This is a genomic window from Opitutaceae bacterium TAV5, from assembly GCA_000242935.3.
Classification (GTDB): domain Bacteria; phylum Verrucomicrobiota; class Verrucomicrobiia; order Opitutales; family Opitutaceae; genus Geminisphaera.
The window spans coordinates 477,265-501,438 of sequence record CP007053.1; the positions used below are offsets into that span (position 1 = coordinate 477,265).

At 64.8% G+C, this 24,174-nt stretch carries 21 protein-coding genes; 17 read left to right on the forward strand and 4 right to left on the reverse strand.

Annotated elements, in window-relative coordinates:
- Positions 1-52 precede the first annotated feature (52 nt).
- From OPIT5_02570 to OPIT5_02585, 4 genes are all read right to left on the reverse strand, one after another.
- Positions 53-1,537 carry a thiol oxidoreductase gene (locus OPIT5_02570; protein AHF89304.1) on the reverse strand — a complete coding sequence of 495 codons (1,485 nt, stop codon included), beginning with the start codon at positions 1,535-1,537 and terminating at the stop codon, positions 53-55.
- 160 nt (positions 1,538-1,697) lie between these two features.
- Positions 1,698-2,816: a peptidase M75 gene (locus OPIT5_02575; protein AHF89305.1), complete on the reverse strand. Its 1,119-nt coding sequence runs from the start codon at positions 2,814-2,816 to the stop codon at positions 1,698-1,700.
- Positions 2,817-2,909: 93 nt separating this feature from the next.
- Positions 2,910-4,142, reverse strand: coding sequence for a translation initiation inhibitor (locus OPIT5_02580; GenBank protein AHF89306.1), 1,233 nt, complete (start codon positions 4,140-4,142; stop codon positions 2,910-2,912).
- Positions 4,143-4,239: 97 nt separating this feature from the next.
- Complete coding sequence (locus OPIT5_02585) at positions 4,240-5,715, reverse strand: glucose sorbosone dehydrogenase (GenBank protein AHF89307.1); 1,476 nt, start codon at positions 5,713-5,715, stop codon at positions 4,240-4,242.
- 227 nt (positions 5,716-5,942) lie between these two features.
- On the opposite strand from OPIT5_02585, the gene OPIT5_02590 reads away from it, so the two are divergent.
- The 17 genes from OPIT5_02590 to OPIT5_02670 all read left to right on the forward strand — a co-directional run bounded on the left by OPIT5_02590 (position 5,943) and on the right by OPIT5_02670 (position 24,165).
- Positions 5,943-7,007 carry an iron deficiency-induced protein A gene (locus tag OPIT5_02590; GenBank protein AHF89308.1) on the forward strand — a complete coding sequence of 355 codons (1,065 nt, stop codon included), beginning with the start codon at positions 5,943-5,945 and terminating at the stop codon, positions 7,005-7,007.
- A 67-nt stretch (positions 7,008-7,074) separates the two neighbouring features.
- Positions 7,075-8,814: an iron ABC transporter permease gene (locus OPIT5_02595; protein ID AHF89309.1), complete on the forward strand. Its 1,740-nt coding sequence runs from the start codon at positions 7,075-7,077 to the stop codon at positions 8,812-8,814.
- A gap of 86 nt (positions 8,815-8,900) precedes the next feature.
- On the forward strand, positions 8,901-9,923 hold the full coding sequence (locus OPIT5_02600) for an iron ABC transporter ATP-binding protein (protein AHF89310.1): 1,023 nt from the start codon (positions 8,901-8,903) through the stop codon (positions 9,921-9,923).
- Positions 9,924-10,164: 241 nt separating this feature from the next.
- On the forward strand, positions 10,165-10,590 hold the full coding sequence (locus OPIT5_02605) for a magnesium transporter (protein ID AHF89311.1): 426 nt from the start codon (positions 10,165-10,167) through the stop codon (positions 10,588-10,590).
- Between the two features lie 111 nt (positions 10,591-10,701).
- Positions 10,702-12,060, forward strand: coding sequence for a beta-lactamase (locus OPIT5_02610; GenBank protein ID AHF89312.1), 1,359 nt, complete (start codon positions 10,702-10,704; stop codon positions 12,058-12,060).
- 230 nt (positions 12,061-12,290) lie between these two features.
- The gene (locus tag OPIT5_02615; GenBank protein AHF89313.1) at positions 12,291-12,485 is read left to right on the forward strand and encodes a 50S ribosomal protein L35; all 195 of its coding nucleotides are present in this window, start codon (positions 12,291-12,293) and stop codon (positions 12,483-12,485) included.
- Positions 12,486-12,587: 102 nt separating this feature from the next.
- The gene (rplT, locus tag OPIT5_02620) at positions 12,588-12,977 is read left to right on the forward strand and encodes a 50S ribosomal protein L20 (protein ID AHF89314.1); all 390 of its coding nucleotides are present in this window, start codon (positions 12,588-12,590) and stop codon (positions 12,975-12,977) included.
- A 192-nt stretch (positions 12,978-13,169) separates the two neighbouring features.
- On the forward strand, positions 13,170-14,210 hold the full coding sequence (gene pheS, locus OPIT5_02625) for a phenylalanyl-tRNA synthase subunit alpha (protein ID AHF89315.1): 1,041 nt from the start codon (positions 13,170-13,172) through the stop codon (positions 14,208-14,210).
- A 244-nt stretch (positions 14,211-14,454) separates the two neighbouring features.
- A complete protein-coding gene (locus OPIT5_02630) occupies positions 14,455-14,859 on the forward strand; it encodes a GxxExxY protein (GenBank protein ID AHF89316.1) in 405 nt (134 codons plus the stop codon).
- A gap of 66 nt (positions 14,860-14,925) precedes the next feature.
- Entirely contained in the window at positions 14,926-17,523 is a 2,598-nt protein-coding gene (locus tag OPIT5_02635) for a phenylalanyl-tRNA synthetase subunit beta (GenBank protein AHF89317.1), read from the forward strand.
- Positions 17,524-17,583: 60 nt separating this feature from the next.
- Positions 17,584-17,874 (forward strand): glutamyl-tRNA amidotransferase subunit C, encoded by a 291-nt coding sequence (gene gatC / locus OPIT5_02640; GenBank protein ID AHF89318.1) that lies wholly within the window; start codon positions 17,584-17,586, stop codon positions 17,872-17,874.
- A gap of 186 nt (positions 17,875-18,060) precedes the next feature.
- Complete coding sequence (locus tag OPIT5_02645; GenBank protein ID AHF89319.1) at positions 18,061-19,542, forward strand: glutamyl-tRNA(Gln) amidotransferase; 1,482 nt, start codon at positions 18,061-18,063, stop codon at positions 19,540-19,542.
- Between the two features lie 185 nt (positions 19,543-19,727).
- A complete protein-coding gene (locus tag OPIT5_02650) occupies positions 19,728-21,191 on the forward strand; it encodes an aspartyl/glutamyl-tRNA amidotransferase subunit B (protein ID AHF89320.1) in 1,464 nt (487 codons plus the stop codon).
- A gap of 51 nt (positions 21,192-21,242) precedes the next feature.
- The gene (locus OPIT5_02655) at positions 21,243-21,659 is read left to right on the forward strand and encodes an endonuclease (protein AHF89321.1); all 417 of its coding nucleotides are present in this window, start codon (positions 21,243-21,245) and stop codon (positions 21,657-21,659) included.
- An 84-nt stretch (positions 21,660-21,743) separates the two neighbouring features.
- The gene (locus OPIT5_02660; protein ID AHF89322.1) at positions 21,744-22,382 is read left to right on the forward strand and encodes a peptidyl-prolyl cis-trans isomerase; all 639 of its coding nucleotides are present in this window, start codon (positions 21,744-21,746) and stop codon (positions 22,380-22,382) included.
- Between the two features lie 173 nt (positions 22,383-22,555).
- Complete coding sequence (locus tag OPIT5_02665) at positions 22,556-23,710, forward strand: transporter (GenBank protein ID AHF89323.1); 1,155 nt, start codon at positions 22,556-22,558, stop codon at positions 23,708-23,710.
- A gap of 35 nt (positions 23,711-23,745) precedes the next feature.
- On the forward strand, positions 23,746-24,165 hold the full coding sequence (locus OPIT5_02670) for a hypothetical protein (protein ID AHF89324.1): 420 nt from the start codon (positions 23,746-23,748) through the stop codon (positions 24,163-24,165).
- Positions 24,166-24,174 lie beyond the last annotated feature (9 nt).

A 24,174-nucleotide genomic window follows, 5' to 3' on the forward strand; every position in this document is an offset into this window, starting at 1 on the left:
GCAGGCCGGCCGGAAATGGCGGAAGGCTGTCCTTTATGCATGGATACGCGCATCAGAGCGCCTTGACGAAAGCGATGAGCGCCTCGCGCTCTTCGCGGCTCAGGCTGCGGAAATAGTCGCGCGACGGTTCGCCTTCGCCGAAATGCCAGAGGATCGCTTCCTCGAAATCGCGCGCGCGCAGGTCGTGAAACATGTCGGTGTGGTTGGCCGTGATTTTCATCAGGCCGCGGCCCCAGAGCGGCGGGGTGCGGTAGACGCGGTAACGGCCGATATTCTCGTCGCCCATGTCGTGCATGAGGAGATCGGTCCAGGGCCAGATTTTCTGGTGGGAATAACCGGGCAGGTACGCGTACTCGCCGGTTGTCCAGGCAGGTTTGTGACACTGCACGCAGTTGGCGGCGTAAAAGAGTTTTTTGCCGCGCTTCACCTGCGGGTCGTCGAGGTTGCGGGCGGCGGGCACGGCGAGGCCGCGGTGCCAGACCATGAAATCGGCGAGATCTTTTTGCGAGAGCTCGGGCTTTTGCGGCTTTTCGAGTTCGGCGGTATCGATGCCGAGCTGTTTCTGGAGAGCGACCCACTCGGGCGTCCAGTAGGGATTGGGACGGTCTTCGCGAGCGATGTTGCCGATGCTGTAAAGTCCGTTGAGACCGGGACCGTTTTGCAAGGTGGCGCGGAGGTTGTGCCAGGTGAATTTGCCGAGGCGTTTCCGGCCTTCGTGCTCTTCGTAAATCCAGGGGCCGTGGCGACCCTTGATCGGGCCGGGCATGGCCTGCTGGCGCTCGTATTCGGCGATAATGTCCTCGTCGCGGATGGCGTCGAGGAGGCCGGTGCCGTAGATGCCGATGGTGGCTTCGAGCGAGACCTTGTAATCGGGCGGGAGCGGGAGGCGGCAGTTGACGAGTTCGGCTTCGGGATAGCTGAGCGTGCCTTCGGTGCGTTTGCCGGCGTTGTAAGGCGTGCCGTCGGGGTAGCGGTTGCCGTATTTGTCAACGAAGGGGCGCCAGTGGATGAGAACGTTGTCGACAGGGGGCACCCAGGGGTGGACGGCACGGGTCTGGAGCATGGCGGTGAAACCCTTGACGATCCTGCCGTCGGGATGATGGACGAGGGCGACGTAGCCGTTGCCGTAGTCGGTCTTGAAGCTGTTGGCGCGGCGACCGCGTCCATAGCCGGGATGGCAGGAGATGCAGGAGGTTTTGATGTAGACGGGGCCGAGTCCTCCGAAGGGGACGTCGGGCGTGGATACAAAATTGCCTTCGAAAATGGCTTCGCCGCGGAGGAAGGCGGCCTGATCCTCGACCGCAGGAGCCGGCTGTTCGAAGGCGCGGCTGGTGGCATTGAAAACGGTGCCGTTGCGGCCGCCGGCGTAGTATTCGTCGCGGAGCCCGGCCTTGTCGTCCGAAACGGCGGCGGCCGCGGAAAGATCGCAGGCCGGGTACTGAAGGCCGAAAAGGAGGAGGGAAACGCGGATGAGGGAAGCGGCAGGACGCGATCGTAATCGCGTCCTGTGTATTCGTATTTTAACAGCAGTACTCATCTCCCGGACCCGGACGCAGGGGGGAGGATTCGCATACCCGTTCCTCATAACTTTCCGATTTTCACACAAAGGACGCAAAGATCACAAAGAATTGTCTGTTAGCTCCCTTCGCGTTCTTCGCGATCTTTGTGTAAAATCCCGAATCTTCAGGGAACCGGGCTCAGCCGATTTTTTCGAGGACGGCTTCGAGCGATCTGGCGAGCTCGTTGCAGGCATCGATGGCGGGCCGGGTGGCGGGATCTTTCAGGTTGTTGCGCAGGGGGGCAGGGATGGCGTTGACCTTCTCGATGGCGGTCTTGAGTTGCTCACGGATTTTCCGGTCGAGGTTTTTGTCGAGCGCGGAAACGATGAGCGTGAGGCCGCCCTTGCCGCGCTTGCCCTCGACGCCGCCGAGCCAGGCATTTTCAACGCCCTTGAGGTTGTTCACGATGTCGGCAAGCGAATCCCAGCTGAACCACGACTCGACCTGGAGCGGATCGCCGGAAGCGACGGGGTCGCCGATCTTCACGGAGCCGGCTTCGGTGACGATGTCGACGCAGCCCTGGACGAGCTCGACGAGGGCGTCGTTCTGCGTGGCGTAGCGGCTGCCGGGGCGGCCGGCGTTGACGAACTCGCTGGCGTACACCGTGCCGGGTTCGATTTCGGCGTCTTCGAGGATTTTTGCCTTGGCCTCGCCGATCTTGTCGGTGCCCGCCCACCAGGCTTCGAGGGTGATGCAGTCGTCGCGAAGGGCGTCGGTGATGGCGGCGAGGTAGGCGGCCTGGGATTTGGAAAGTTCGGAGGCGCGGCGGGCGCGGCCGTCCTTGAAAAGCAGATACTCGACGGCGTGGAATCCGCGGACGCCGGAGCCGAGGTTTTCACGGACGAAGCCGGCGTCGATGTCATCGTCGGCGATCTTGATCATCCGGTCGATGCGCCCCTGGTCGAGGGGCCAGGAGTCGAGCAGGGGATCGAGGTTGTTGAAGGCGGCGGGGCCGAAGAGGAAACATTCGCCCTGCTCCCAGGCGGCGCGGGTGGATTTCCAGAGCGCGGCGGCAGCGGCGATCTTTTCGTCGGTGACGCCCTCCCTGAGCGCGGCTGTGGCAGCGGCGAGTTTCACGGAGTTGTCGGCCATGTCCTTGTAGGTCGGGAGCACGGTGTTGTGGGTGAAGCCGACGAGCACGGCCTTGACTTGCCAGCTCGGCGGAGGCGCGGCGTGGAGGGCGGCCGGGGCGCCAAGGGAAAGGCACGCGAGGACGCCGAGGAGGGCGACGGCGGTTTGGGTTCTGTTCGTTTTCATCTGCGGTTTGGTCGGGTTTCTGTACTATTTTCCGGATACGGTTCCGGGTTGAGGGAAAGGCGGAGCGGAGTGAAGGGAGGGAGGGAAACCGGATCAGGCGGGCGCGCCCGGAGAAAAGGCGTCGGCCTCGATCTCGAAAAGGAGGTCGTCGCGGCAGATGTCGGCCTGCATGCAGACGACGGGAAGGTCGCCGAGCCCGTGCGCGGCGAGGTAGCCGCGAAAGCGCGGGAGATCTTTTTCGAGATCGCGGAAGTACGCGATGGCCCGGCTGACGTTGGCCCAGCCGAGTTTCTGGTCGGCGAGGATGGCGGCGACGACTTCCATGCTGAGGGCGATCTGTTTTTCCACGTCGCCGACATGGACGGTCTGGCCGCCGGGCTCGATCGAGGCGGTGCCGGAGATGTAGATCTCGCGCGCGCCGCCGTCGGGACGGGCGATCTCGATGGCACGACTGAAGGAGCTGCCGTAGTCTTCGGCGGAACACTGCAACGGGGAACGCAGCGGGCGGATGGTCAGCGGTGCGACGGGCGCGGAGGAAGCTCCGGCAGCCGGCGCGGCGCGGGGGCGGACGGCGAGGAGGCTGGCGACAATGGCGGTGCCGCGGGCGTTGGCCGCGCCGATGCCGGTGCTGGCGGGCACGCGTTTCGCAAAGACGCCACGCTCGTTGAAGAACCGGGTGCGCACCTGGTTGAGCGTGTCGTACCAGTCGAGGATGGCGTCGACGTAGAGCCACGTGCGGACGATGTCGGTGAACGCCAGTCCGGCGACCGCAAGCGCGCCCTCCATGTTTTCGAAAAGCTGGCGGCACTGGACGGAGCGGAAAGCGGCGGGGTCGTCGGCCGTGATGTCGCCGAGCAGGCAATAGCGGGCATGGGTGTCCTCGAAGGCGATTCCGGCGCGGCGGCCCTTGTGGATGACCGGAGTGACGGCGGCGGCGGGGCTGATGGCATAAAGCTGCGTCGAAAGCGGAGCGGCCGCGATGGCCGCGGAAGATACGGGCCGCGGCGTGACTGTCCGCCCGCCGCGTTGCCCGCCGAGCAGGGTGGCGCCGGCAACCGGGAAGGACGCGGAGACGAGGGAAACGCCGGAAGCAGCAAGGGGGGACCGGGCCGGAACGGAACCGAAGACGTACTGCGCAGCCCGGACCGCATCCCGTTCGGCGAGAATCGCTTCGAGCGAGGTGCCGAGGTCTTCGGCGGAGAGGTCGTTGCCCGTAATGGCATACAACCCGTGGCTCCCGACATTTACATGGGCGATCTGCCACCGGGGGTCCGGGAGACGCTGGACTGGATCGGGATAGATATTGAGACTGAGACCGGAAATCACGACCCCTCAACTGAGATGCCGTCTCAATCCATGCGGCAAGAATGGTTAATGCGCATTTATTGGCACAATCTGGACGGATATTGGCCTGCGGGCGGGCTCACGGTTTCACCAACCGCACGATGCGGCCGGGATCCTCAAGACCGAGGTACACCGCGCCGTCCGGTCCGGTAACGACTTCCCGGATACGTCCGATGCCCTTGAAAAGCACTTCCTGGCGCGTGACCTTGCCCTCTGCGATCACGAGTCGCCGCAACTCCTGCGCGGCGAGCGAGGAGACGAGAAGATTGCCGCGCCAGGCAGGGAATTGCCCGCCCTCGTAAAACGTGATCGCGCCCACCGCGATCGAAGGCGTCCAGTGGATGACCGGCTGCTCCATGCCTTCCTTCGCGGTGATCGCCGTCATGGGCGTGCCGTTGTAATTCATGCCGTAGGTGATGACCGGCCAGCCGTAGTTGCGGCCGGGTTCGATGATGTTGAGTTCGTCGCCGCCGCGCGGGCCGTGTTCCGTTTCCCAAAGCAGGCCGGTGGCGGGTTCGCGCGCGAGGCCCTGCGGGTTGCGGTTGCCGTAACTCCAGATGCTGCGGATGGCATCAGGGTAACGCGCCTCGTCGGCAAAGGGGTTGTCGGGCGGGATGCGGCCGTCGTCGAAGACGCGGTGGACCTTGCCGTTGGGGCGCGTGATTTCCTGCGCATTTGCGCCCTGCCCGCGCTCGCCGATGCTGAAAAACAGATAACCGTCCTGAAACACAAACCGGCAACCGAAGTGCACGCCGCCCCGGCGGTAGAGCGCGGGCGGAGCGCGGAAGATCGTCTGCTCGTCGGTCCAGCGTCCGTCGCCGGTGATCCGCCCGCGGACAACGGCAGTCATGGCCGTGCCGTCCTCTCCCGGGTCGCTGAACGCGAGGTAGACCCAGCCGTTGCCCGCTTTCGCATAGTCAGGATGTACGCCGACAGCGAGCAGGCCCCCCTGCCCTTGCGCCCACACCCGCGGCGTGCCGGCAATGGGCTCCGGGCGGAGTTTGCCGTTCTCGATCACACGCAGGCGGCCGGCGCGCTCGGTAACGAGGAGGCGCAATCCGCCCCCGGCCCTCCCGCCCTGCCCGGAATCCGAAGCGAAAGCGGAAGCGGCTGGCGGCAGAAACGCGATCGACCAGGGCACCTCGAGCCCGTCGGTCACGAGTTCGAGCCGGAAGCTCTCCGCCTCGCTCCGCGTCACGCCGCCCGGCAGCGGACGGACGACCTTCGCGCCCCGCTGCGCGGCCTTCGCGCCGGCCTCGCGGATATAGATCACGAGAGCCCGAACGGTCGCGTCGTCCAGCGTCTCGCCGAAAGCCGGCATGCCGTTGTCGGCGAGGCCTCCGCGAATCACGCGGGCAATGCTGGCGTCATCGGCTCCGTGCTTCCACGTGTCGTCCACGAGGCTGGAACCGAGCCCGCCCTCGAGGTTCTCGCCGTGGCAACTCGCGCACAGCCGCTGGTAAACGCGCCTCACCTCCTCCGCCGCCCGCGCCGGGAGCGTGACGGCACAAACGGCCAGCAGGGAAACAAGGGCGGGCAGAGATACGATGCGCATGAGTGATGGTCGGTTGGTCGGTTCCGGCTCAAGCAACGCCCCCGGTCCGTTTCCGCAAGCCGGAGGGACAAGAGAATCCCGCAACCGCGACTGCCTCCTCCCCCCCCGCTTCCCGCATCCCGCCTTGACCCGGACGGCAAGACCTCCAATCAAATTGATACCCGTTCTCAACTCGCAACCTGCCTCCCTCGCCGTCCGACTGTCACCGTCTTCCGCATTTTTCATTCATGAAAACACGACTCGCCGTCCTCCGTCCGTTTCGCTCCGTCCTTGCGTTCGCCGCGCCGTTGTTGGCGCTCGCCGCGCTTTTTTCGGGGGCTGCGTCCGCCGCCCGCGCCGCCGGGGAGGTCAACCTGTATTCGCACCGTCATTACGAGATCGACAAGGAAATCTTTGCCGGTTTCACGAAACGCACCGGCATCACGGTCAACGTCGTCCAGGCCTCCGCCGACCAGCTCATCGAGCGGCTCCGCAGCGAGGGTGACAATTCGCCCGCCGATCTTCTCATGACCGTCGATGCCGGCCGCCTGCAACGCGCCAAGGCCGCCGGCCTGCTCCGCCCCGCCACCTCGCCCGTCCTCGCCGCGCAGGTCCCGGCGCACCTGCGCGATCCCGACAACCAGTGGCATGCCGTCACGGTCCGCGCGCGCGTCATCATTTATGCGAAAGACCGCGTGAAGCCCGCCGAGCTCTCCACCTACGAGGCGCTCGCCGACCCGAAGTGGAAGGGGCGCCTGCTCGTCACGTCCTCTCGCACCGTCTACAACCAGTCGCTGCTCGCCTCGATCATCGCCGCCGACGGACGCGATGCGGCGCTCGCCTGGGCGCGCGGCATCAACGCCAATCTCGCCCGCTCGCCGCAGGGCGGCGACCGCGACCAGGCCCGCGCCATCGCCGCCGGCCTTGCCGACGTGGCCATCACCAACACCTACTACATCGGCTTGCTCCGCACCTCGAAAGACGCGCGCGACCGCCAGGCCGGCGAAGCCGTCGAGGTGTTTTTCCCCAACCAGGACGGACGCGGCGCGCACATCAACGTGAGCGCCGCCGGCCTCACCCGCAGCGCGAAGAATCCGGACAACGCCATCAAACTCCTCGAATACCTCACCTCTCCCGAAATCCAGGCGCGCTTCGCCACCGCCAACCACGAATACCCGCTCAGCCTCGACATCAACGCCTCGCCCGTGCTGCGCGCATTCGGCCCCTTCAAGGCCGACGAGCGCGCCGTGCCGCAATTCGGCGAACTCAACGCCACGGCGGTCGAGCTGTTCAACGCGGCCGGCTGGCAGTGAGCACCTCCCGGAAGCGCGTCATCCCGCTCGCCACTGCGCTCGTGACGGAGCCCGGCTCCCCCGCATCATGACAAGCATTCCCGTCACCGGGGCAGCTGTTCGCCGCGCCAGCCTCCCCCGCCCTCTCCTCCGCCTCCGCCGCCTCTGGCCGTGGAGCGGCTGGAGCGCGGCGTTGCTCGCCGTCGCGCTGCTCGTCGCCGTGCCGCTCGCGATGATTTTCGCGAGCCTCGCGCAACCCGCCGGCGACGGCTGGGCGCGCACGCCCGCCTCCACCCTCCGCGAATACCTCGCCAACTCGCTGATCCTCCTCGCCGGCGTCGGCATTGTCACGACCGTCACCGGCGTGGCGACGGCATGGCTCGTGGCCGCGTGCGAGTTTCCCGGCCGGCGCACCTGGGCGTGGCTGCTCGTGCTCCCGATGGCGCTGCCCGCCTATGTCGTGGCGTTCGGATACGGCGACCTGCTCGACCGGCTGATCCCGCTCGTGGTCCGGATTCGCACTCACGCGGGCGTGGACGCCGCGCGCACCGCGCACGATGTGCTGCGTTACGCGGCCGTCATCGCCGTGATGTCTTCGGTGCTTTATCCGTATGTGTTCATCGCCACGCGCACGGCGTTCGCCACGCAGGGGCGTACTGCGCTGGAGGCGGCGCGGATGCTCGGATGCCGGCCGGCGGCGGCGTTTTTCCGCGTCACCCTGCCGCTCGCCTGGCCGGCGATTGTCGGCGGCGTGCTGCTCGTCGGCATGGAAGTGCTCAACGAATACGGCGCGGTGGACTACTTCGGCATCCCCACGCTGACGGTCGGCATTTTCCGTTTCTGGTTTTCGTTCAGCGACCCCGACTCGGCGGCGCGGATCGCGGCGCTGGCGATGCTGCTCGTGTTTGCCCTGCTCGGCGCGGAACGCATGTGGCGGGGCCGCCGCCGTTTTTCCGATGCGGCGGCCAGTCCCGGTCCGCTGGTCCGCTATCGCCTGCGCGGCTGGCGCGCGGCGCTGGCGGTGACCGGCTGCGCATTGCCCGTCGCCGCCGGCTTCGCGCTGCCGACCGGCCGGCTGGTTTACTGGAGCTGGCTGGTGGGAACGGCGGGCTGGGAAAAGGATTTCTGGCGGCAGATCGCGCACACCCTGCTGCTCGCGGGCGGCGCGACACTCATCGTCATCACGCTCGCCGTGGTTGTCGCCTGGGCGGAGCGCCTCCATCCGCAGCGCGCCGTGCGCCGCATGAGCCGCCTGGCCGTGCTCGGTTATGCCATCCCTTCGGCCGTGCTCGCGCTCGGCCTGCTGCGCAGCCTCGGCTGGCTCGACGCCGGAGTGGCGGCGTTTTCCGGAGGCGGCGGGACAAATGCCGGCGCCGGCGACACCGGCGCGAGTAGTGCTTTCAGCATGACCGGCGCGCTGCTCAGCGGCTCGGCCACGGCGCTGGTGTTTGCCTACGCGGTGCGGTTTCTGGCGGTCGGGTTCCTGCCCGCGCAGGCCGGGCTGAAACGCGTGTGCGCCGACCTCGACGCCTCGGCACGCTGCCTCGGCGCGTCGCCCACGCGGGCGTTATGGCGGATCAACCTGCCCCTGCTCCGCCCCACGCTCCTCGGCGCCGCGATTCTGGTGTTTGTCGATATCATCAAGGAACTGCCGCTCACGCTGCTGCTGCGCCCCTTCAATCTCGAAACCCTCGCCACCCGCGCCTTCAATCTCGCCGACCAGGGCCGGCTTCCCGAAACCGCGCCCGCCTGCCTGCTCATCATCGCCGCCGGCCTCGTGTGTATTTTTGCGCTCAACCGCTTGCTGGAAAAAAACACGCCGTCATGAGTTCGTCCGCAATGTCCGCAACCTCCGGAAACGAAACCGCATCGCCGCAGCCAGCGACGACAACGCCGCCGTCACGCGCCGGCCACCTGCAGGTCCGCGGCGTCTCCCGTCACTTCGCGCCCGGTGCGGGCGGCACGCCGGCGGTGGACGATGTCACCTTTGCCGTCGAGCCCGGTACGATCGCCGCGCTCGTCGGCGAGAGCGGCGCGGGCAAGTCCACCCTGCTCCGGCTCATCGCCGGACTCGAAACGCCCGACTCCGGCGAAATCCGCCTCGGCGACCGCGTCCTCAGCACCGGCCGCGACCGCGGCGCGGAGGGCGCCCGGATCGTGCCCCCGGAGCGGCGCGACATCGGCCTGGTCTTCCAGAACCATGCGCTGTTTCCGCACCTCACGGTTTTCGAAAACATCGCCTTCGGTCTCTCCGGACGCCCGGCGGCGGAGCGGCGCGCGGAGGTGGCGCGGCTGCTCGCGCTCGTCCGGCTGGCCGGCTGCGAGCGGCGCATGCCTCACGAGCTCTCCGGCGGCGAACGCCAGCGTATCGCCCTCGCCCGCACACTCGCGCCGCGCCCCTCGCTGGTGTTGCTCGACGAGCCCTTCTCCAGTCTCGACGCCGGCCTCAAGGCGCAGGTGCGCGAGGAGGTGCGCGCCATCCTGCGCGAAGCGGGCGTCACCACGCTGATGGTCACGCACGATACCGGCGACGCTCTCGCCCTGGCCGACCGCATCGTCATCATCCGCCACGGTCGTATTCTGCAATCGGATACTCCGGAGGCGCTCTGGCGCCGCCCCGCCAGCCGCGAGGTGGCGGCGTTTTTCGGCCCGTGCAATTTTCTGCCCGCCCGCGCCTTCCCCGCGGCGACTCCGAATGCCGCCGGCGAGGTGTGGCTCCGCCCCGGCGCCCTGCGGCTCGTCTCCTCCGCCGAAGCGCACGCCCGGAGCGGTCTCGCCGGCGAGGTGACGACGTGCCGCTTTCACGGAGCGTATTACGAAGTGCATTTCCGCCCCGCGGATACGGCGCTGCCGATGATCATTGTCCACACGCCCGCCCCGGTGCCGGTCAGCCAGGGAAACGCCGCCGGCCTGTTACCGGAGACGCCGGTCGCCTGACCGATGCGAACGGCAAACGGACCGCAAAAAGCACAGGAGACCGGCGTTCCCGGCTCCGGAACCGGCCGTCTCCCGGCAACATCGTCCCGAAATCCGCCGTCGTGCATCCCGCAACCAACTCGCGCTCCCGGTTGCAATGTGCGCCAGCCTCCGTTTGTTTGCCGCAGGGTTCACCGATCGACCCGCTGAAAGTTTCCAGTTCCGATATCCATTCAAATTTCGCGTGCCACCCACTCTTCCATTGCCGGGCCTCACCGCCCGCCTCGACAAGCTGGTCTACCACTACGGGGGCAAATGCCTGCCGCCCGGCAAGCCGCACGCGTTTGTCTATTTCATCACCCTGCGCAATATCTCCGACCACACCGTGACGCTGCTCGGCCGCAAATGGGTCATCGCGCAGGCCGACGGCAACCGCCTCGTTGTCGAGGGCGACAAGATCGTCGGCGAAACCCCCCGGCTCGCGCCCGGCGAGGAATTTTCCTATAACAGTTACCACGTCACCGGCATCGACGCCGTCGCGCATGGCAGCTTCCACGGTATCGACGAGCAAGGCCGTCGTGTCTTCACCGTGCTGCCCCCCTTCGCCATGCAGATACCGGCCGGCTCGCCGGATCCGTCCTGCTCGTACGACAACGACGGGGACGAGCCCGGCTACAGCCCGAGCTAGAGCCGTCCGGACCGGTTTTTCCTTCCCCGAACCGCAACCCCAATCGCACGCGACCAGCAAGTTGCCGCTTGCGCTCCCCTGCCCTTTTCCCTCTCCCTCCGCCTTTACGAAATGAAGTTAACAGACCTGAACCGACAAGGCGGCATCGGAGCCAACTCCACGCTGCTCCGTATCGGCGACATCAATCTCCTCATCGACAGCGGGCTCCATCCCAAGATCGCCGGTCGCCTCGCCACACCCGATTTTGCGCGCCTGCGCGACGTCCCGCTCGACCTGATCGTCGTGACCCATTGTCACCTCGACCACATCGGCAGCCTGCCCGTCGTCATGCGCGAGCACCCCGACGTGCCCGTTCTCATGAGCGTGCCCAGCCAGATGCTCGTCGAGCGCATGCTCCACAACTCGGCCAACGTCATGCGCCGCCAGAAAGAGGAGGCCGACATCCCCGAGTATCCGCTCTTCACGCACGAGGAGATCGACCGCTGCGCCCCGCGCTTCACCGGGATCCCGTTCGGCCAACCCAAAAAATTCCGCGGCCGCAAGGACGAGATCGAGATCACGCTTCACCCCGCCGGCCACGTCGCCGGGGCCGCCGGCGTCGAGATCCGTCACAAGCACCGCCACATCTTCATCACCGGCGACGTGCTCTTCGAAGACCAGCGCACGCTCAAGGGCGCCTCCTTCCCCGCCGGGCACTTCGACACCGTCATCCTCGAAACCACGCGCGGCAACACCGAGCGCCCCCTCGGCAAGGAGCGCGTCCACGAAGTCGCCCGCCTCGTCGAGTGCATCAACGACACCATCCAGCGCGGCGGTTCGTTCCTCCTCCCCGCCTTCGCCCTCGGCCGCATGCAGGAGATGCTCTCCATCGTGCACGACGCCCGCAAGTTCGGCCGCCTCGTCGAGTGCCCCGTCTTCGCCTCCGGCCTCGGCATGGACCTCGCCGACTACTTCGACCAGATCTCGCGCAAGACCAAGGCGCTCAATTTCAACCGCGCCATCATCAAGGATCTGAAGATCCAGCCCGCCCCCCGCAAACTCAACCCCGGCGAGGACCCGCAGCAAAACGCGCTCTACATCCTCAGCTCCGGCATGCTCGTGGAAAACACCCCGAGCTACGCGCTCGCCTCCGGCCTCGTCGGCCACGCCCGCAACACCGTCGGCTTCGTCGGTTACTGCGATCCCGATACGCCCGGCGGCGAACTCCTCCGCTCCGCGCCCGGCGATCCGTTCCTCTTCAAGACCGCGCATGTCAAAACGAAGATCAAGGCGCGCATCGAAAAATTCGAACTCAGCGGCCACGCCGACCGAGAGGAACTGCTGCAATTCGCCGTCCAGACCGGCGCCCGCAGCCTCGTCCTCACGCACGGCGAGCCCGAAGCCCGCGCCTGGTTCGCGCAGCAGCTCGCCGAGCAGGCGCCCAACATCAAGGTGCTCGATCCCGTCCCCGGCACCGAATACCTGGTGTGACCCGCTGCGTGGCACAGGCTTCCAGCCCACGGGATTGCGTGGCATGGCCATCCTGGCCATGTCTTCCGGAAACATGGGCTGGAAGCCCATGCCATGCAGAGAGCTCCTGGCCCGGCTCCGGGATCCCGAAATCTCCCGTCCGCGCCTTTCGATTCATCCATTTCATCGCCGGCTTCCAATTAACACTTGCCAAGCCTCCCGCCTCTCCGTGTTTTGGACCACTTCTTCCCATGCAAAAGACCAAAAAGTCCGTCGCCAAGCGCTTCAAGCTGACCGCCAAAGGCAAGCTGATGCGTCGCACGCCCGGTTTCCGTCACTTGCTGGCCTCCAAGAGCACGAAGCAAAAGCGCCGTGCCTCGCAGGACAAGCAAGTTGCCGAAGGCCACGCTGCACCGCTGAAGCGCTGCCTGCCCTACGGCCTCTGATCCACAGACAAGAAGCCGCATCGCAAAACCGAAAACACGCCAAGCGGGTGAACGACCTGACGAACCGACCCGCCGGCGATTAACCAAAAGGAATAAACCAACATGGCTCGTGCAACCAACTCTCCCGCTTCCCGCCGCCGGCGCAAGCGGATGCTCAAAAACGCGAAGGGCTACTACGCCAGCAAGTCGAAGCTCTTCCGCTACGCCAAGGACGCCGTCCAGCACGCGTGGCAATACGCTTACCGCGACCGTCGCAAGAAGAAGGGCGAATTCCGCGCCCTCTGGATCGTGCGTCTCAACGCCGCCTGCCGCGCCGCCGGCATCAGCTACAGCCGCTTCATCGAGGGCCTCCACGCCGCGAACATCGAACTCGACCGCAAGGTTCTGTCCGATCTCGCGATCCGCGACGAGGTCGCCTTTAACGCCGTGGTCAAACAAGTCCAGGACGCGTTGAAGACCAAGGCCGCCGCCGCCAGCGCCGCGAAAGCCTGAACTCTCCCGAACGCGAGCCTGCGACCAGCGGCTCGCCTCCCACAGAAAAGCACCTTCCACGGAGGACGGGCCTCGATTTTTCGAGGTGCCGTCCTTTTTGTTTTTGCGGAAACGCCCACGCTCCCCCCGGTCTGCCAGTCCCATAACTCCCATCTCTCCCATACCTCCCCTGTCTCCCATTTCGTCATACTCATGCAAGACCAGCTCACCGCTCTCCTCGCCCAGGCCCGCGCCGAACTCCCGGCCCTGAAAACGCGCCCCGAGTTCGAAGCCGCCAAAGCCCGCTACGTCGGCCCCAACGGCGCCCTCACCGCCTGCATGAAGCAGATGGGCAGCCTCCCCAAGGAGCAAAAACCCGTGGTCGGCAAACTCATCAACGAGGCGAAAACCACCCTCGCCGCCGAGCTCGACGCCGCCCTCGCCCGTATCGAGGACGCCGAACTCTCCGCGCATCTCGGCCCCGCCATCGACCCCACCCTCCCCTCGCCCGATGACCAGGAGGGCAGCTTCCATCCGCTCACCCGCACCCGCGACCTCATCGCCGCCACCTTCCGCAAACTCGGTTTCGTCATCGCCGAAGGCCCCGAACTCGAAAGCGAGTGGTACTGCTTCGACGCGCTCAACACTCCCGACGATCACCCCGCGCGCGACATGCAGGACACGCTTTTCCTGCCACCCTCGACCCGAGCCACCGAAGCCACCAAAAAAGCCGACGAGGCCTACGTCCTGCGCACCCACACCAGCTCCGTGCAAATAAGGACCATGCTCGCGCGCAAGCCCCCCATCCGGATTATCGCTCCCGGCCGCTGTTTCCGCCGCGACACCGTCGACGCCACCCACTCCGCCAATTTCCATCAGGTCGAAGGCCTCTGGGTGGACCGCAACGTCACCGTCCGCGACCTCAAGAGCATCCTCGACAGTTTTGTCCGCGAGATCTTCGGCACCACCGCCGAAACCCGCCTCCGTCCGAGCTTTTTCCCGTTCACCGAACCCAGTTTCGAAATGGACATCAAGGCTCCCAACCTCGGCCGCCTCAGCGACCGCTGGCTCGAAATCATGGGCTGCGGCCTCGTCGACCCGAAAGTTTTCGCCAACGTCGACATCGACCCGGAGCAATGGACCGGCCTCGCCTTCGGCATGGGTATCGAGCGCATTGCCATGCTCATCCACGGCATCGACGACATCCGCCACTTCTACGCCAACGACCTCCGCTTCCTCCGCCAGTTCGCGTGAGCCGGTTTTGGGTTTGGTTTTGAACAAAAGGAAACCTCCGAAAATTGAACAGAAGGCAACAAAGAGAACGAAGAACAACCAAGGGCGCTTTTCCTTATTTCCTACGTAACATGTTTATAGAAAATAAGTTTTAATTCAAAATCCCTGTTTCATTTTTGTTCTCTTCGTTTCCTTCTGTTCAAAAAACGTATTTTTAGAACCGTCCGGAAAGGAACGAAGGACGATCCGGGAAAATTCCTGTTTTATGCACCCGCTGTTTCAAAAGGCCGACGCCATTTCCGGACCCTCCATCGCTGCCGTAATTGAAGTTCACCGCAACAAAGGCCCCGGGCTGCTCGAATCCATTTACGAGCGATGCCTGATGCACGAGCTCTCCCTGCGCAAACTTGCATCCCGAAACCAGGGTCCTGTCAAAATAACTTACAAAGACCTCGTTTTTGAGGAAAACCTGCGTTTCGACATTCTTGTAAACGAGTGCCTTCTACTTGAGGGCAAGTGCGTCGAAAGAATCCTGCCCATTCAGAAGGCCCAACTCATGACCTACATGCGCCTCCTCGACATTCCCGTCGGCCTCATTTTCAACTACAATACCGTCACCATCAAAGATGACATGCACCGCCTTATTCTGCCCGGCGCCAATATTTCATAATTTCTCCTCCTTCTCTGTTTCCCTTCGTTCTCTTCGTTTCCTTCTGTTCAAATCCTTCTTTCCAAAATGAAAATCAGCCTCCAGTGGCTCGCCCGCTACATCGACCTTTCCGGCCTCACCCTCGTGCAAATCACCGACGCCCTCCCCATGCTCGGCCTTGAAGTCGAGGACACCGCTTCCGCCGGACTCCCCCCGCTCAAGAACGTCGTCATCGGCAAAATCCTCTCCTTCGAAAAACACCCCAAAGCCGACAAACTCTCCGTCTGCCGCGTCGACACCGGCGATCCCGCCGGTCCGCGCCAGATCGTCTGCGGGGCGAAAAACTTCACCACCAACGATCTCGTCCCCGTCGCCCTCCCCGGCGCCGTCCTGCCCGGCGACTTCGAAATCAAGATCAGCAAGCTCCGCGACGTCGAATCGCAGGGCATGATGTGCTCCGCCCGCGAGCTCGGCCTCGGCCAGGACCACGAGGGCCTCCTCATTCTCACCACCCGCAACCTCCCGGTCGGCACCTCCATCAACGACCACTTCCCGCAACCCGACACCGTCCTCGACCTCAGCATCACCGCCAACCGCGGCGATTGCCTCGGCCACATTGGCGTCGCCCGCGACCTCGCCGCCTGGTTCGACCGCCCTCTCCGCCTGCCCGACCTCGCCGACCCCACCCCCTCCGCGCCCGTTCCTTCCGCTGACGCCGCCGACCTCCTCGCCTCTGTCGCCACCACGATCGACACCTGCCCGTATTACACCGCCACCGTCATCCGCGGCGTCAAAGTCGCCCCCTCGCCCGACTGGCTCGCCCGCGACCTCACTGCCGCCGGCCTTCGTCCGATCAACAACATCGTGGACATCACCAACTGGGTGATGCTCGAAACCGGCCAGCCCCTGCACGCCTTCGACTCCGCCAACATCGGTGGCCGCCAGATAAAAATCCGTCCCGCCGCGCCCGGCGAAAAGCTCAAACTCCTCGACCAGGGCCGCACCGTCGCGCTCGAGACCACCGACTGCGTCATCGCCGACGCCGAAAAACCCATGGCCCTCGGCGGCATCATGGGCGGCGCAAACAGCGGCGTGACCGACGCCACCACCAACATCGTTCTCGAAGCCGCGTATTTCCGCCCCGGCCCCGTCCGCAAGACCAGCCGCCGCCTCGCCATTTCCACGGACAGCGCCCAGCGCTACACCCGCGACGCCGATCCCGCCGGTGTCCTGTTCGCCGCCCGCCGCGCCACCGCTCTCATCGTCGAACTCGCCGGCGGCACCGTCATCGGCCCCCGTGTCACCGTCGGAGCCCCCCCGCGCGGCGACCGCACCATCGATCTCTCCGCCGACTACGTCCGCGCCCGTTGCGGTTTCGACATTCCCGACGCCACCATCGCCACCACCCTCCGTCGCCTCGGCTTCACCGTCACGGAACAAAGTGGCGCGGGCGTCCCGCCCGCTTCCGGATCCCTGAAATCCACCACCGCCACCTGGCGCGTCACCGTCCCCTCTTTCCGCGCCGAGGTTGACCGCCCCATCGACCTCGTCGAGGAGTTCGTCCGTATCCACGGTACCGCTACGATCCCCTCCGCGCCCATCCCCGCCCCCGCTCCCGGCGAAATCGAGAACGATGATTCTCTCGCGACCTTCACCCGTCGCGCCACCGCCCACCTCGTCGGCGCCGGCCATGCCGAATGCTGCCACTACACCCTCTGTGACGGACGCGACATCGCTGCGCTTTTCGGCCAGCCGACCGCCGACGCGCTCGCACTCGCCAACCCGCTCACCAGCGAACTCGGCCACATCCGCCCCTCGCTCCTTCCCGGCCTGCTCGAGGCGCTCAAGCTCAACCTCGCCGCGCACAACGCCCCCCGCCGCCTCTTCGAAATCGGCCGCGTCTTCCGGCCGACCCCGGATGGCGCACTCCGCGAACTCACCGCCGTCTCTTTCGTCATCCTCGCCGAGCCGACCACCCGTACCTGGCTCAAACGCGACGCCGTCGATTTCTTTCACGCGAAAAAACTCGCCCTCGATCTCGCCGCCCTCGCCGGTGTCAACCCCGCCCGCCTCCAGTTCCACCTCATCACTGACGAGCAAGCCGACACCGCCGCATCCGCTACCAACTCCAAACCCCAAACCCCAAACCCCAAACCGGGCGCGGCTGCCGCCGCGCTCTGGCAGCGCAACCACTCCGCGCAAACCACCGACCGTGCCCGTCAGGTCGAGCTCGCCTGTGGTCTCATCGACGCCAGAACCGCCCGTGCCCGCGACATCAAAAACCACACCATCATCGCCGGCGAACTGCTCCTCCCCCGCCAGGTTTTCGCGGCCGAGCCAAAACGCATCCGTTTCCAGCCCTTCAGCTCCTATCCGCCGACCACGCGCGACCTCGCTCTCGTCGTCGACGCCGCCACGCCTGCCGGGGAAGTGGCCGACAAGCTCAAGACCACCACGGCCAAAATCATCGGCAAGACCTTCGCCATCGAAAGCGTCAACGTCTTTGATCTGTACCAAGGATCGGGATTGGCAGCAAAAAACCTTCCCGAAGGCAAAAAGAGCCTCGCCCTCTCGCTCGTATTCCGCGCCCCCGACCGCACCCTGACCGACGACGAAGTCAACCTGGCATTCAGCAAGCTCCAGGCCGAACTCGCCAAAAACGCCGCTTGGCAAATCCGCAAATAACCAGACTGCACGGTCCGTCATTTCATTCCGCAATCCGCACTCCGAATTCCGCATTTCCCGATGTCCTCACCTGCCGACCTCAACATCGACCACGTCGCCCGTCTCGCCCGCATCGAGCTTACGGCCGAAGAGAAAGCCACCTTCGCCGCCCAGCTCGGCGACGTCCTCCAGCACATCGACAAACTCAAACAGGTGGACGTCACCCACGTCGAACCCACCGCGCACGGCTTTCCGATCTACAACGTCTGGCAGGCCGACGAACCCGGCCCCGTCTTTACTCCGGAGCAAGCCCTCGCCAACGCTCCCGCCCGACGCGACAACATGATCTCCGTCCCAAAAGTCGTCGAATAAAACCGAACCATTTGAACAGAAGTTAAGAAGATCACGAAGGCACTCCCTTTCCCGTAACCTGTCCCGTATCCGCGACACTTTTTCTCCTAAACAGAAAACGTCTCCTTCGCCTGACCATCCTCCAGCCGCCATCGGGCCTTCGTCCCCTTCTTAACTTCTGTTCAAAACAAAATCTTCTGTATCCAAATGCCGGCCACACCGCTCACGTACCGCACCATTGCCGATCTCTCCGACGCCCTCGCCCGCAAGGAACTTTCTTCGGTCGAACTCACGCAGGCCGTCATCGACCGTACCGCTGCCGTCGAACCAAAGGTCAACGCCTTCAACTCGTACGACCCCGCCGACGCGCTCGCGCAAGCCGCCGCCTCCGACGCCCGCCGCGCCGCCGGCCATGCCCGTGGCCCGCTCGACGGCATTCCCGTTGCCATCAAGGACGTCATTTCCGTCGCCAACCAACCCCTGACCGCTTCGAGCAAAATCCTCGCCAACTACGTTTCCCCCTACGACGCCACCGTCATTCAAAAACTCCGCCACGCCGGCGCCGTCATCTGGGGCCGCCTCAACCTCGACGAACTCGCCATGGGTTCGTCCACGGAAAACTCCGCCTTCAAGACCACCAGCAACCCCTACGACCTCGACTGCGTCCCCGGCGGCTCTTCCGGAGGCAGCGCCGCCGCCGTCGCGGCCGGCGAAGCCATCGCCACCCTCGGCTCCGACACCGGCGGCTCCATCCGCCAGCCCGCCGCCCTCTGCAACGTCGTCGGACTCAAGCCCACCTACGGCCTCGTCTCCCGCTACGGCCTCGCCGCCTTCGCCAGTTCGCTCGACCAGATCGGCCCCTTCACCCGCACCGTCGAAGACGCCGCCCTCCTCCTGCAAGCCATCGCCGGCCACGACCCGCACGACTCGACCTCCTGCCAGGTCGCCCTTCCCGACTACCGCGCCGGCCTCCATCGCCAATCCGCCTCCTCCGAGGCGCCCCGCCGGCTCGGCATCCCCAAGGAATATTTCGGTGAAGGCCTCGACCCTGAAGTCGGCGCCGCCGTCGAGCAGGCCATCGCTCACTACAAAAAACTCGGCTACGAAATCCGCGACGTTTCCCTGCCTCATACCGAGCATTGCCTGAGTGTTTATTACATCCTTTCCACGGCCGAGTGTTCCTCCAACCTCGCCCGCCTCGACGGCATCCGCTACGGTTACCGCTCCCCCAACGCCACCGGTGCCGTTGACATCTACAGCAAAACCCGGGCCGAAGGTTTTGGTCCCGAAGTCAAACGCCGTGTCATCCTCGGCACCTACGTCCTCAGCAGCGGCTACTACGACGCCTATTACCTCCGCGCGCAAAAAGTCCGCACCCTGATCCGCCAGGATTTCCTGAACGCCTTCGGGCAAGTCGACGCCATCGTCACGCCCACGAGCCCCACGCCTGCGTTCCGCAAAGGCGAGCGCTCCGCCAACCCGATGGCCATGTATTTGTCCGACATCTACACGATCGGCGCCAACCTCGCCGGCATCCCCGGCATCAGCATCCCGTGCGGTTTCACCCGGGCCGGCCTCCCCATCGGCCTGCAACTCCTCGGCCAGCCGCTGAAAGAAGCCGACCTCCTCGCCATCGCCCACGCCTACGACTCCGTTCACGACTGGCACACCCGCCATCCCGCTCTCTGAAAAATTCGCACAGAAGTTAAGAAGATCACGAAGGCACTCCCGTTCCCGTAACCTCCTCCCGCATCCGACACATCTTTCCTGAAAAAGAAAACGCCACATCCGCCCGACCACCCTCCAGCCACCTCCGTGGCCTTCGTCTCCTTCTTATCTTCTGTTCAAAATAAAACGCTCTTCTGTAATTTATAATGCAATACGAAGCCGTCATCGGACTTGAAGTCCATATCCAGCTCAAAACCCGGACCAAGATGTTCACCCGAGCTCCCGCCGGCTACGGGCACGAACCCAACACCCTCACCGATCCCGTCGTTCTCGCTCTCCCCGGCGCGCTTCCTGTCCTCAACAAGGCCGCCATCGACCAGATCATCAAAGCCGGTCTTCTCGTCGGCTGCACCATCGCCCCCGAATGCCGCTGGGATCGCAAAAACTACTTCTACCCCGACTCTCCCAAAAACTACCAGCTCACCCAGCAATTCCACCCCATCTGCCTCGGCGGCGAAGTCGAAATCGAACTCCCCGGTCCCGCCCGCAACATCATGGGCGAACACAAAAAAATCCCTCTCAACCGCATCCACCTCGAAGAAGACGTCGGCAAACTCAACCACCACGCCACCGACTCCCTCGTCGACTACAATCGCGCCGGCACCCCGCTGATGGAGCTCGTCACCGAACCGGCACTCCACTCCGCCGATGAAGCCTTCGCCTTCCTCACCGCCCTGCGCGCCGTCATGGTCCAGGGCGGCGTTTCCGACTGCGACATGGAAAAAGGCCAGATGCGCTGCGATGCCAACGTCTCCATCCGTCCTGCCGGCAGCACGACGCTCGGCACCAAGGTCGAAATGAAGAATCTCAACTCGATCTCCTACGTCCGCGACGGCATCGCCCACGAAATCAGACGCCAGACCGCTCTCGTCCAGTCCGGCGGCCGGGTCGTGCAGGAAACCCGCGACTACGACGGTCTCACTGGCGCTTCGCAATCCCTCCGTACCAAGGAAGACGCGCATGACTACCGCTTTTTCCCCGACCCCGACCTCCTGCCCGTCCGTGTGGATGACGCCTGGAAAGCCACCATCGCCGCCACGCTTCCCGAACGCCCCTTCGACCGCCAGCGCCGCCTGATGGCCGATTACAGCCTCCCCTACACCATCACCAGCGTCCTCATCTGGGACAAACCCCTCGCCGGCTACTACGACACCGCCGTCCAGCTCGCCGGCCCCGCTCTCGCGCAGCCGCTGGGCAACTGGATCACCAACGATCTTCTCCGTGAACTCGGCGCGGCCAATGCGACTTTCGACGAAGCCGCCGCGAAAATCCCTCCGGCCAACCTCGTTGCTCTCGTGAAACTCATCGCCGACGGCCTTCTCACGAACAACACCGCCAAAGAAGTTTTCATCGACATGTTCGCCACCGGCGACGCCCCCGAGGCCATCGCCGATCGCCGTGGTCTCAAGACCGTCCCGACCGACTCCAACGAACTCGAGCAATGGTGCCGCGATGCCATCGCCGCCAACGAAAAGGCCGCCAACGAATTCCGCGCCGGCAAGGAATCCGCCATCAACGGCCTCAAAGGCCCCGTGATGAAAGCCAGTCGCGGCAAAGCCAATCCGAAACAGGTCGACGAAACCCTCCGCCGCCTGCTGGCCTCCGGCTGACGCCTCCTCCCTGCGATATTTCGTTTCCCGCTCTTTACCACGCAGTAGTCCATGAGGCTCATGAAAAACGCCTCTCGCCGTATCGATGCACCTTCCTCACCTGCCCGTGCCCGTGGCGACATCGGAGAACAGGCCGCGGCCGATTACCTCCGCGCCAAGGGCTACCGCATCCTCGCCCGCAACTGGCGCAACCCCGCCGACCGTCGCGAAGAGCTCGACCTGATCTGCGACGACGCCGGCATCATCGTCTTTGTCGAAGTCAAAACCCGCGCCGCCACCGCGCTCGTCCCCGGTTACCACGCCGTCAGCCGGGCCAAAAAACTCGTCCTCCGGCGTGCCTGCCGCGCCTGGCTCCACGGCTGCGACCCCCGTCCCGATCATTACCGCTTCGACATTGTCGACGTCGCCATGACCCGCAGTAACACCGTGGTCGATGTCTTCCACTACGAATGCATCCCTCTCTTTTAAGCCTGCCTCCTTTTCCCGTTTCGATTCCTTGCCGATCATTTTTCACTGTCGTGACGCCGGAGCATCTGCCACCTTGACCGGCGTATGAATCCAAAAAAACTCCTTTCGCTCCTCACCACCCTCGCCGCCATGTCGCTTGCCTTCGTGCAAACGACCGTTGCCGCCGCAGACGCCGTACCTGCCGACAGTAAACCGGTTGCAGCCGCCGGCAAGGAAGTCGCCGTCATCTCGACCACTTACGGCGACATGACCATCGCCTTCTGGCCCGAGGTCGCCCCGAACACCGTCGAAAACTTCAAAAAACTCGCCCGCGACGGGTTTTATGACCACACCGCCTTCCACCGCATCATCAAGGGCTTCATGATCCAGGGCGGCTGCCCCAACACCAAACCCGGCGCCACCGGCACCCCCGGCACAGGAGATGCCGGTTACAAGATCAAGGCCGAATTCAACTCCAGGTCCCACGTGCGCGGCGTCATCTCGATGGCCCGCTCCAGCGACCCTGATTCGGCCGGCAGCCAGTTCTTCATTTGCCACGGCGATGCGAAGTTTCTCGACCGCCAGTACACCGCCTTCGGCCAGCTCATCGCCGGCGATGACGTGCTCGACAAGATCGCCACCGCTCCCACCCGCCCCGACGGACGCGAAAACAGCACACCGCGCGACCGTATCGAGGTGAAAAGCATCCGCATCGTGGAGCAGACGGGAACTTCCAAAAATTGATTTTTACCGCGAAGGACGCGAAGAGCGCGAAGATGAACCCAATACTGCCATCATGGTGCTCAATGAGTGCATGCCCAATGGGTCGATTAAACTCCTGCGGTTTCATTTTTTCCGATCTTCGCATCCTTCGCGTCCTTCGCGGTTAATTTCCAGAACCTCCCGGAAATATCCTCATGACCCGGCCCTCTCCCGATTCCTCCCGCCACTCTCACGATCACGCCCACAGCCTCCCCGCCGGCGAGGTTCCCGACTGGGTACCGGACAACGCCGTCGGCAATCGCGCCTTCGCCACCCGCATCGTCCAGGGCACCGGCAAGGGCGGCGCCGTCGCCTCCTCCTCCGCCGCGCCGCGCCGCCGCACGCTCACGCTCGACGAGTACGAACAGGGCGTCCTCGCCTGCAACCCCACCGTCCTCGGCCGCGCCATCACGCTTATCGAAAGCAACGCCTCCGCGCACCAGGAACTCGCCCAGCAACTGCTCGCCCGCCTGCTCCCGCACACCGGACGCGCCAAACGCATCGGCATCACCGGCATCCCCGGCGCCGGCAAATCCACCTTCATCGAAGCCTTCGGCACGCATCTCACCGGCCTCGGCCATCGCGTCGCCGTCCTCGCCATCGATCCCTCCAGTTCGCTCACCGGCGGCAGCATCCTCGGCGACAAGGTGCGCATGGAAAAACTCTCGCAACACCCCGCCGCCTTCATCCGCCCCTCGCCCTCCGGCGGCTCGCTCGGCGGCGTCGCCCGCAAGACCCGCGAAGCCGTCCTCGTCTGCGAGGCGGCCGGCTACGATGTCGTCATCGTCGAGACCGTCGGCGTGGGTCAAAACGAAGTCACCGTCCGTTCGATGGTCGATTATTTTCTCGTGCTGATGATCTCCGGCGCGGGTGACGAAATCCAGGGCATCAAGAAAGGCGTCATCGAGCTCGCCGACACGCTCGTCGTGAACAAGGCCGACGGCGACAACCTTCCCCGCGCCACGCTCGCGCAGGCCGAGATGAAGCGCGTGCTCCACATCCTCAAGGCTCACACCGAGGGCTGGGAAGTCCCCGCCCTGCTCGCCTCTTCGCTCACCGGCCAGGGCGTGCCCGAAGTCTGGAAAACCACCGAGGCGTATTTCGAGGCCACTACGGCCAGCGGCGCGCTCCGCGAACGGCGCCGCACCCAGGCCATCGAGTGGATGCACACGCTCATCAACGAAAGCCTGCGCACGCGTTTTTACCAGAAACCCTCCGTGCAGGCCCGCCTGCCCGAATTCGAAGCCGCCGTCGCCGATGGCAAAAAACCTGTCCTCGCCGCCGCGCTGGAATTGCTCGGCGAATCGTAAACGCCATCCTTTCCGCTCCCTCCCCGCTTCCTGTCATGAAATCCTTCCGAAAAGAACTCTGGTTCGACATCACGCGCCGCCGCGAATTCATCAACATCACGCCCGAAGTCGAGGCGTGCCTGCGCGAAAGCGGCATCCGCGAGGGGCTGTGTCTCGTCAATGCGATGCACATCAGCGCCAGCGTCTTCATCAACGACGACGAATCCGGCCTCCATGCCGACTTCGAACGCTGGCTCGAAAAACTGGCGCCCGAAAAACCGTATTCGCATTATGATCACAACCGCACCGGCGAGGACAACGCCGACGCCCACCTGAAGCGCACGATCATGGGCCGCGAGGTCGTCGTCGCCGTTACCGAGGGCCGGCTCGATTTCGGCCCGTGGGAACAGATTTTTTACGGCGAGTTCGACGGCCTGCGCCGCAAGCGCGTCCTCGTAAAAATCATCGGCGAGTAATCATTGCCA

What these genes read in the sequence shown, in the direction of transcription:
- OPIT5_02570 (AHF89304.1), bottom strand. Translation starts at nt 1,537, where the DNA reads ATGAGTACTGCTGTTAAAATACGAATACACAGGACGCGATTACGATCG.
- OPIT5_02575 (AHF89305.1), bottom strand. Translation starts at nt 2,816, where the DNA reads ATGAAAACGAACAGAACCCAAACCGCCGTCGCCCTCCTCGGCGTCCTC.
- OPIT5_02585 (AHF89307.1), bottom strand. Translation starts at nt 5,715, where the DNA reads ATGCGCATCGTATCTCTGCCCGCCCTTGTTTCCCTGCTGGCCGTTTGT.
- OPIT5_02590 (AHF89308.1), top strand. Translation starts at nt 5,943, where the DNA reads ATGAAAACACGACTCGCCGTCCTCCGTCCGTTTCGCTCCGTCCTTGCG.
- OPIT5_02595 (AHF89309.1), top strand. Translation starts at nt 7,075, where the DNA reads ATGACAAGCATTCCCGTCACCGGGGCAGCTGTTCGCCGCGCCAGCCTC.
- OPIT5_02610 (AHF89312.1), top strand. Translation starts at nt 10,702, where the DNA reads ATGAAGTTAACAGACCTGAACCGACAAGGCGGCATCGGAGCCAACTCC.
- OPIT5_02615 (AHF89313.1), top strand. Translation starts at nt 12,291, where the DNA reads ATGCAAAAGACCAAAAAGTCCGTCGCCAAGCGCTTCAAGCTGACCGCC.
- rplT (AHF89314.1), top strand. Translation starts at nt 12,588, where the DNA reads ATGGCTCGTGCAACCAACTCTCCCGCTTCCCGCCGCCGGCGCAAGCGG.
- pheS (AHF89315.1), top strand. Translation starts at nt 13,170, where the DNA reads ATGCAAGACCAGCTCACCGCTCTCCTCGCCCAGGCCCGCGCCGAACTC.
- OPIT5_02630 (AHF89316.1), top strand. Translation starts at nt 14,455, where the DNA reads ATGCACCCGCTGTTTCAAAAGGCCGACGCCATTTCCGGACCCTCCATC.
- OPIT5_02635 (AHF89317.1), top strand. Translation starts at nt 14,926, where the DNA reads ATGAAAATCAGCCTCCAGTGGCTCGCCCGCTACATCGACCTTTCCGGC.
- gatC (AHF89318.1), top strand. Translation starts at nt 17,584, where the DNA reads ATGTCCTCACCTGCCGACCTCAACATCGACCACGTCGCCCGTCTCGCC.
- OPIT5_02645 (AHF89319.1), top strand. Translation starts at nt 18,061, where the DNA reads ATGCCGGCCACACCGCTCACGTACCGCACCATTGCCGATCTCTCCGAC.
- OPIT5_02650 (AHF89320.1), top strand. Translation starts at nt 19,728, where the DNA reads ATGCAATACGAAGCCGTCATCGGACTTGAAGTCCATATCCAGCTCAAA.
- OPIT5_02655 (AHF89321.1), top strand. Translation starts at nt 21,243, where the DNA reads ATGAGGCTCATGAAAAACGCCTCTCGCCGTATCGATGCACCTTCCTCA.
- OPIT5_02660 (AHF89322.1), top strand. Translation starts at nt 21,744, where the DNA reads ATGAATCCAAAAAAACTCCTTTCGCTCCTCACCACCCTCGCCGCCATG.
- OPIT5_02665 (AHF89323.1), top strand. Translation starts at nt 22,556, where the DNA reads ATGACCCGGCCCTCTCCCGATTCCTCCCGCCACTCTCACGATCACGCC.
- OPIT5_02670 (AHF89324.1), top strand. Translation starts at nt 23,746, where the DNA reads ATGAAATCCTTCCGAAAAGAACTCTGGTTCGACATCACGCGCCGCCGC.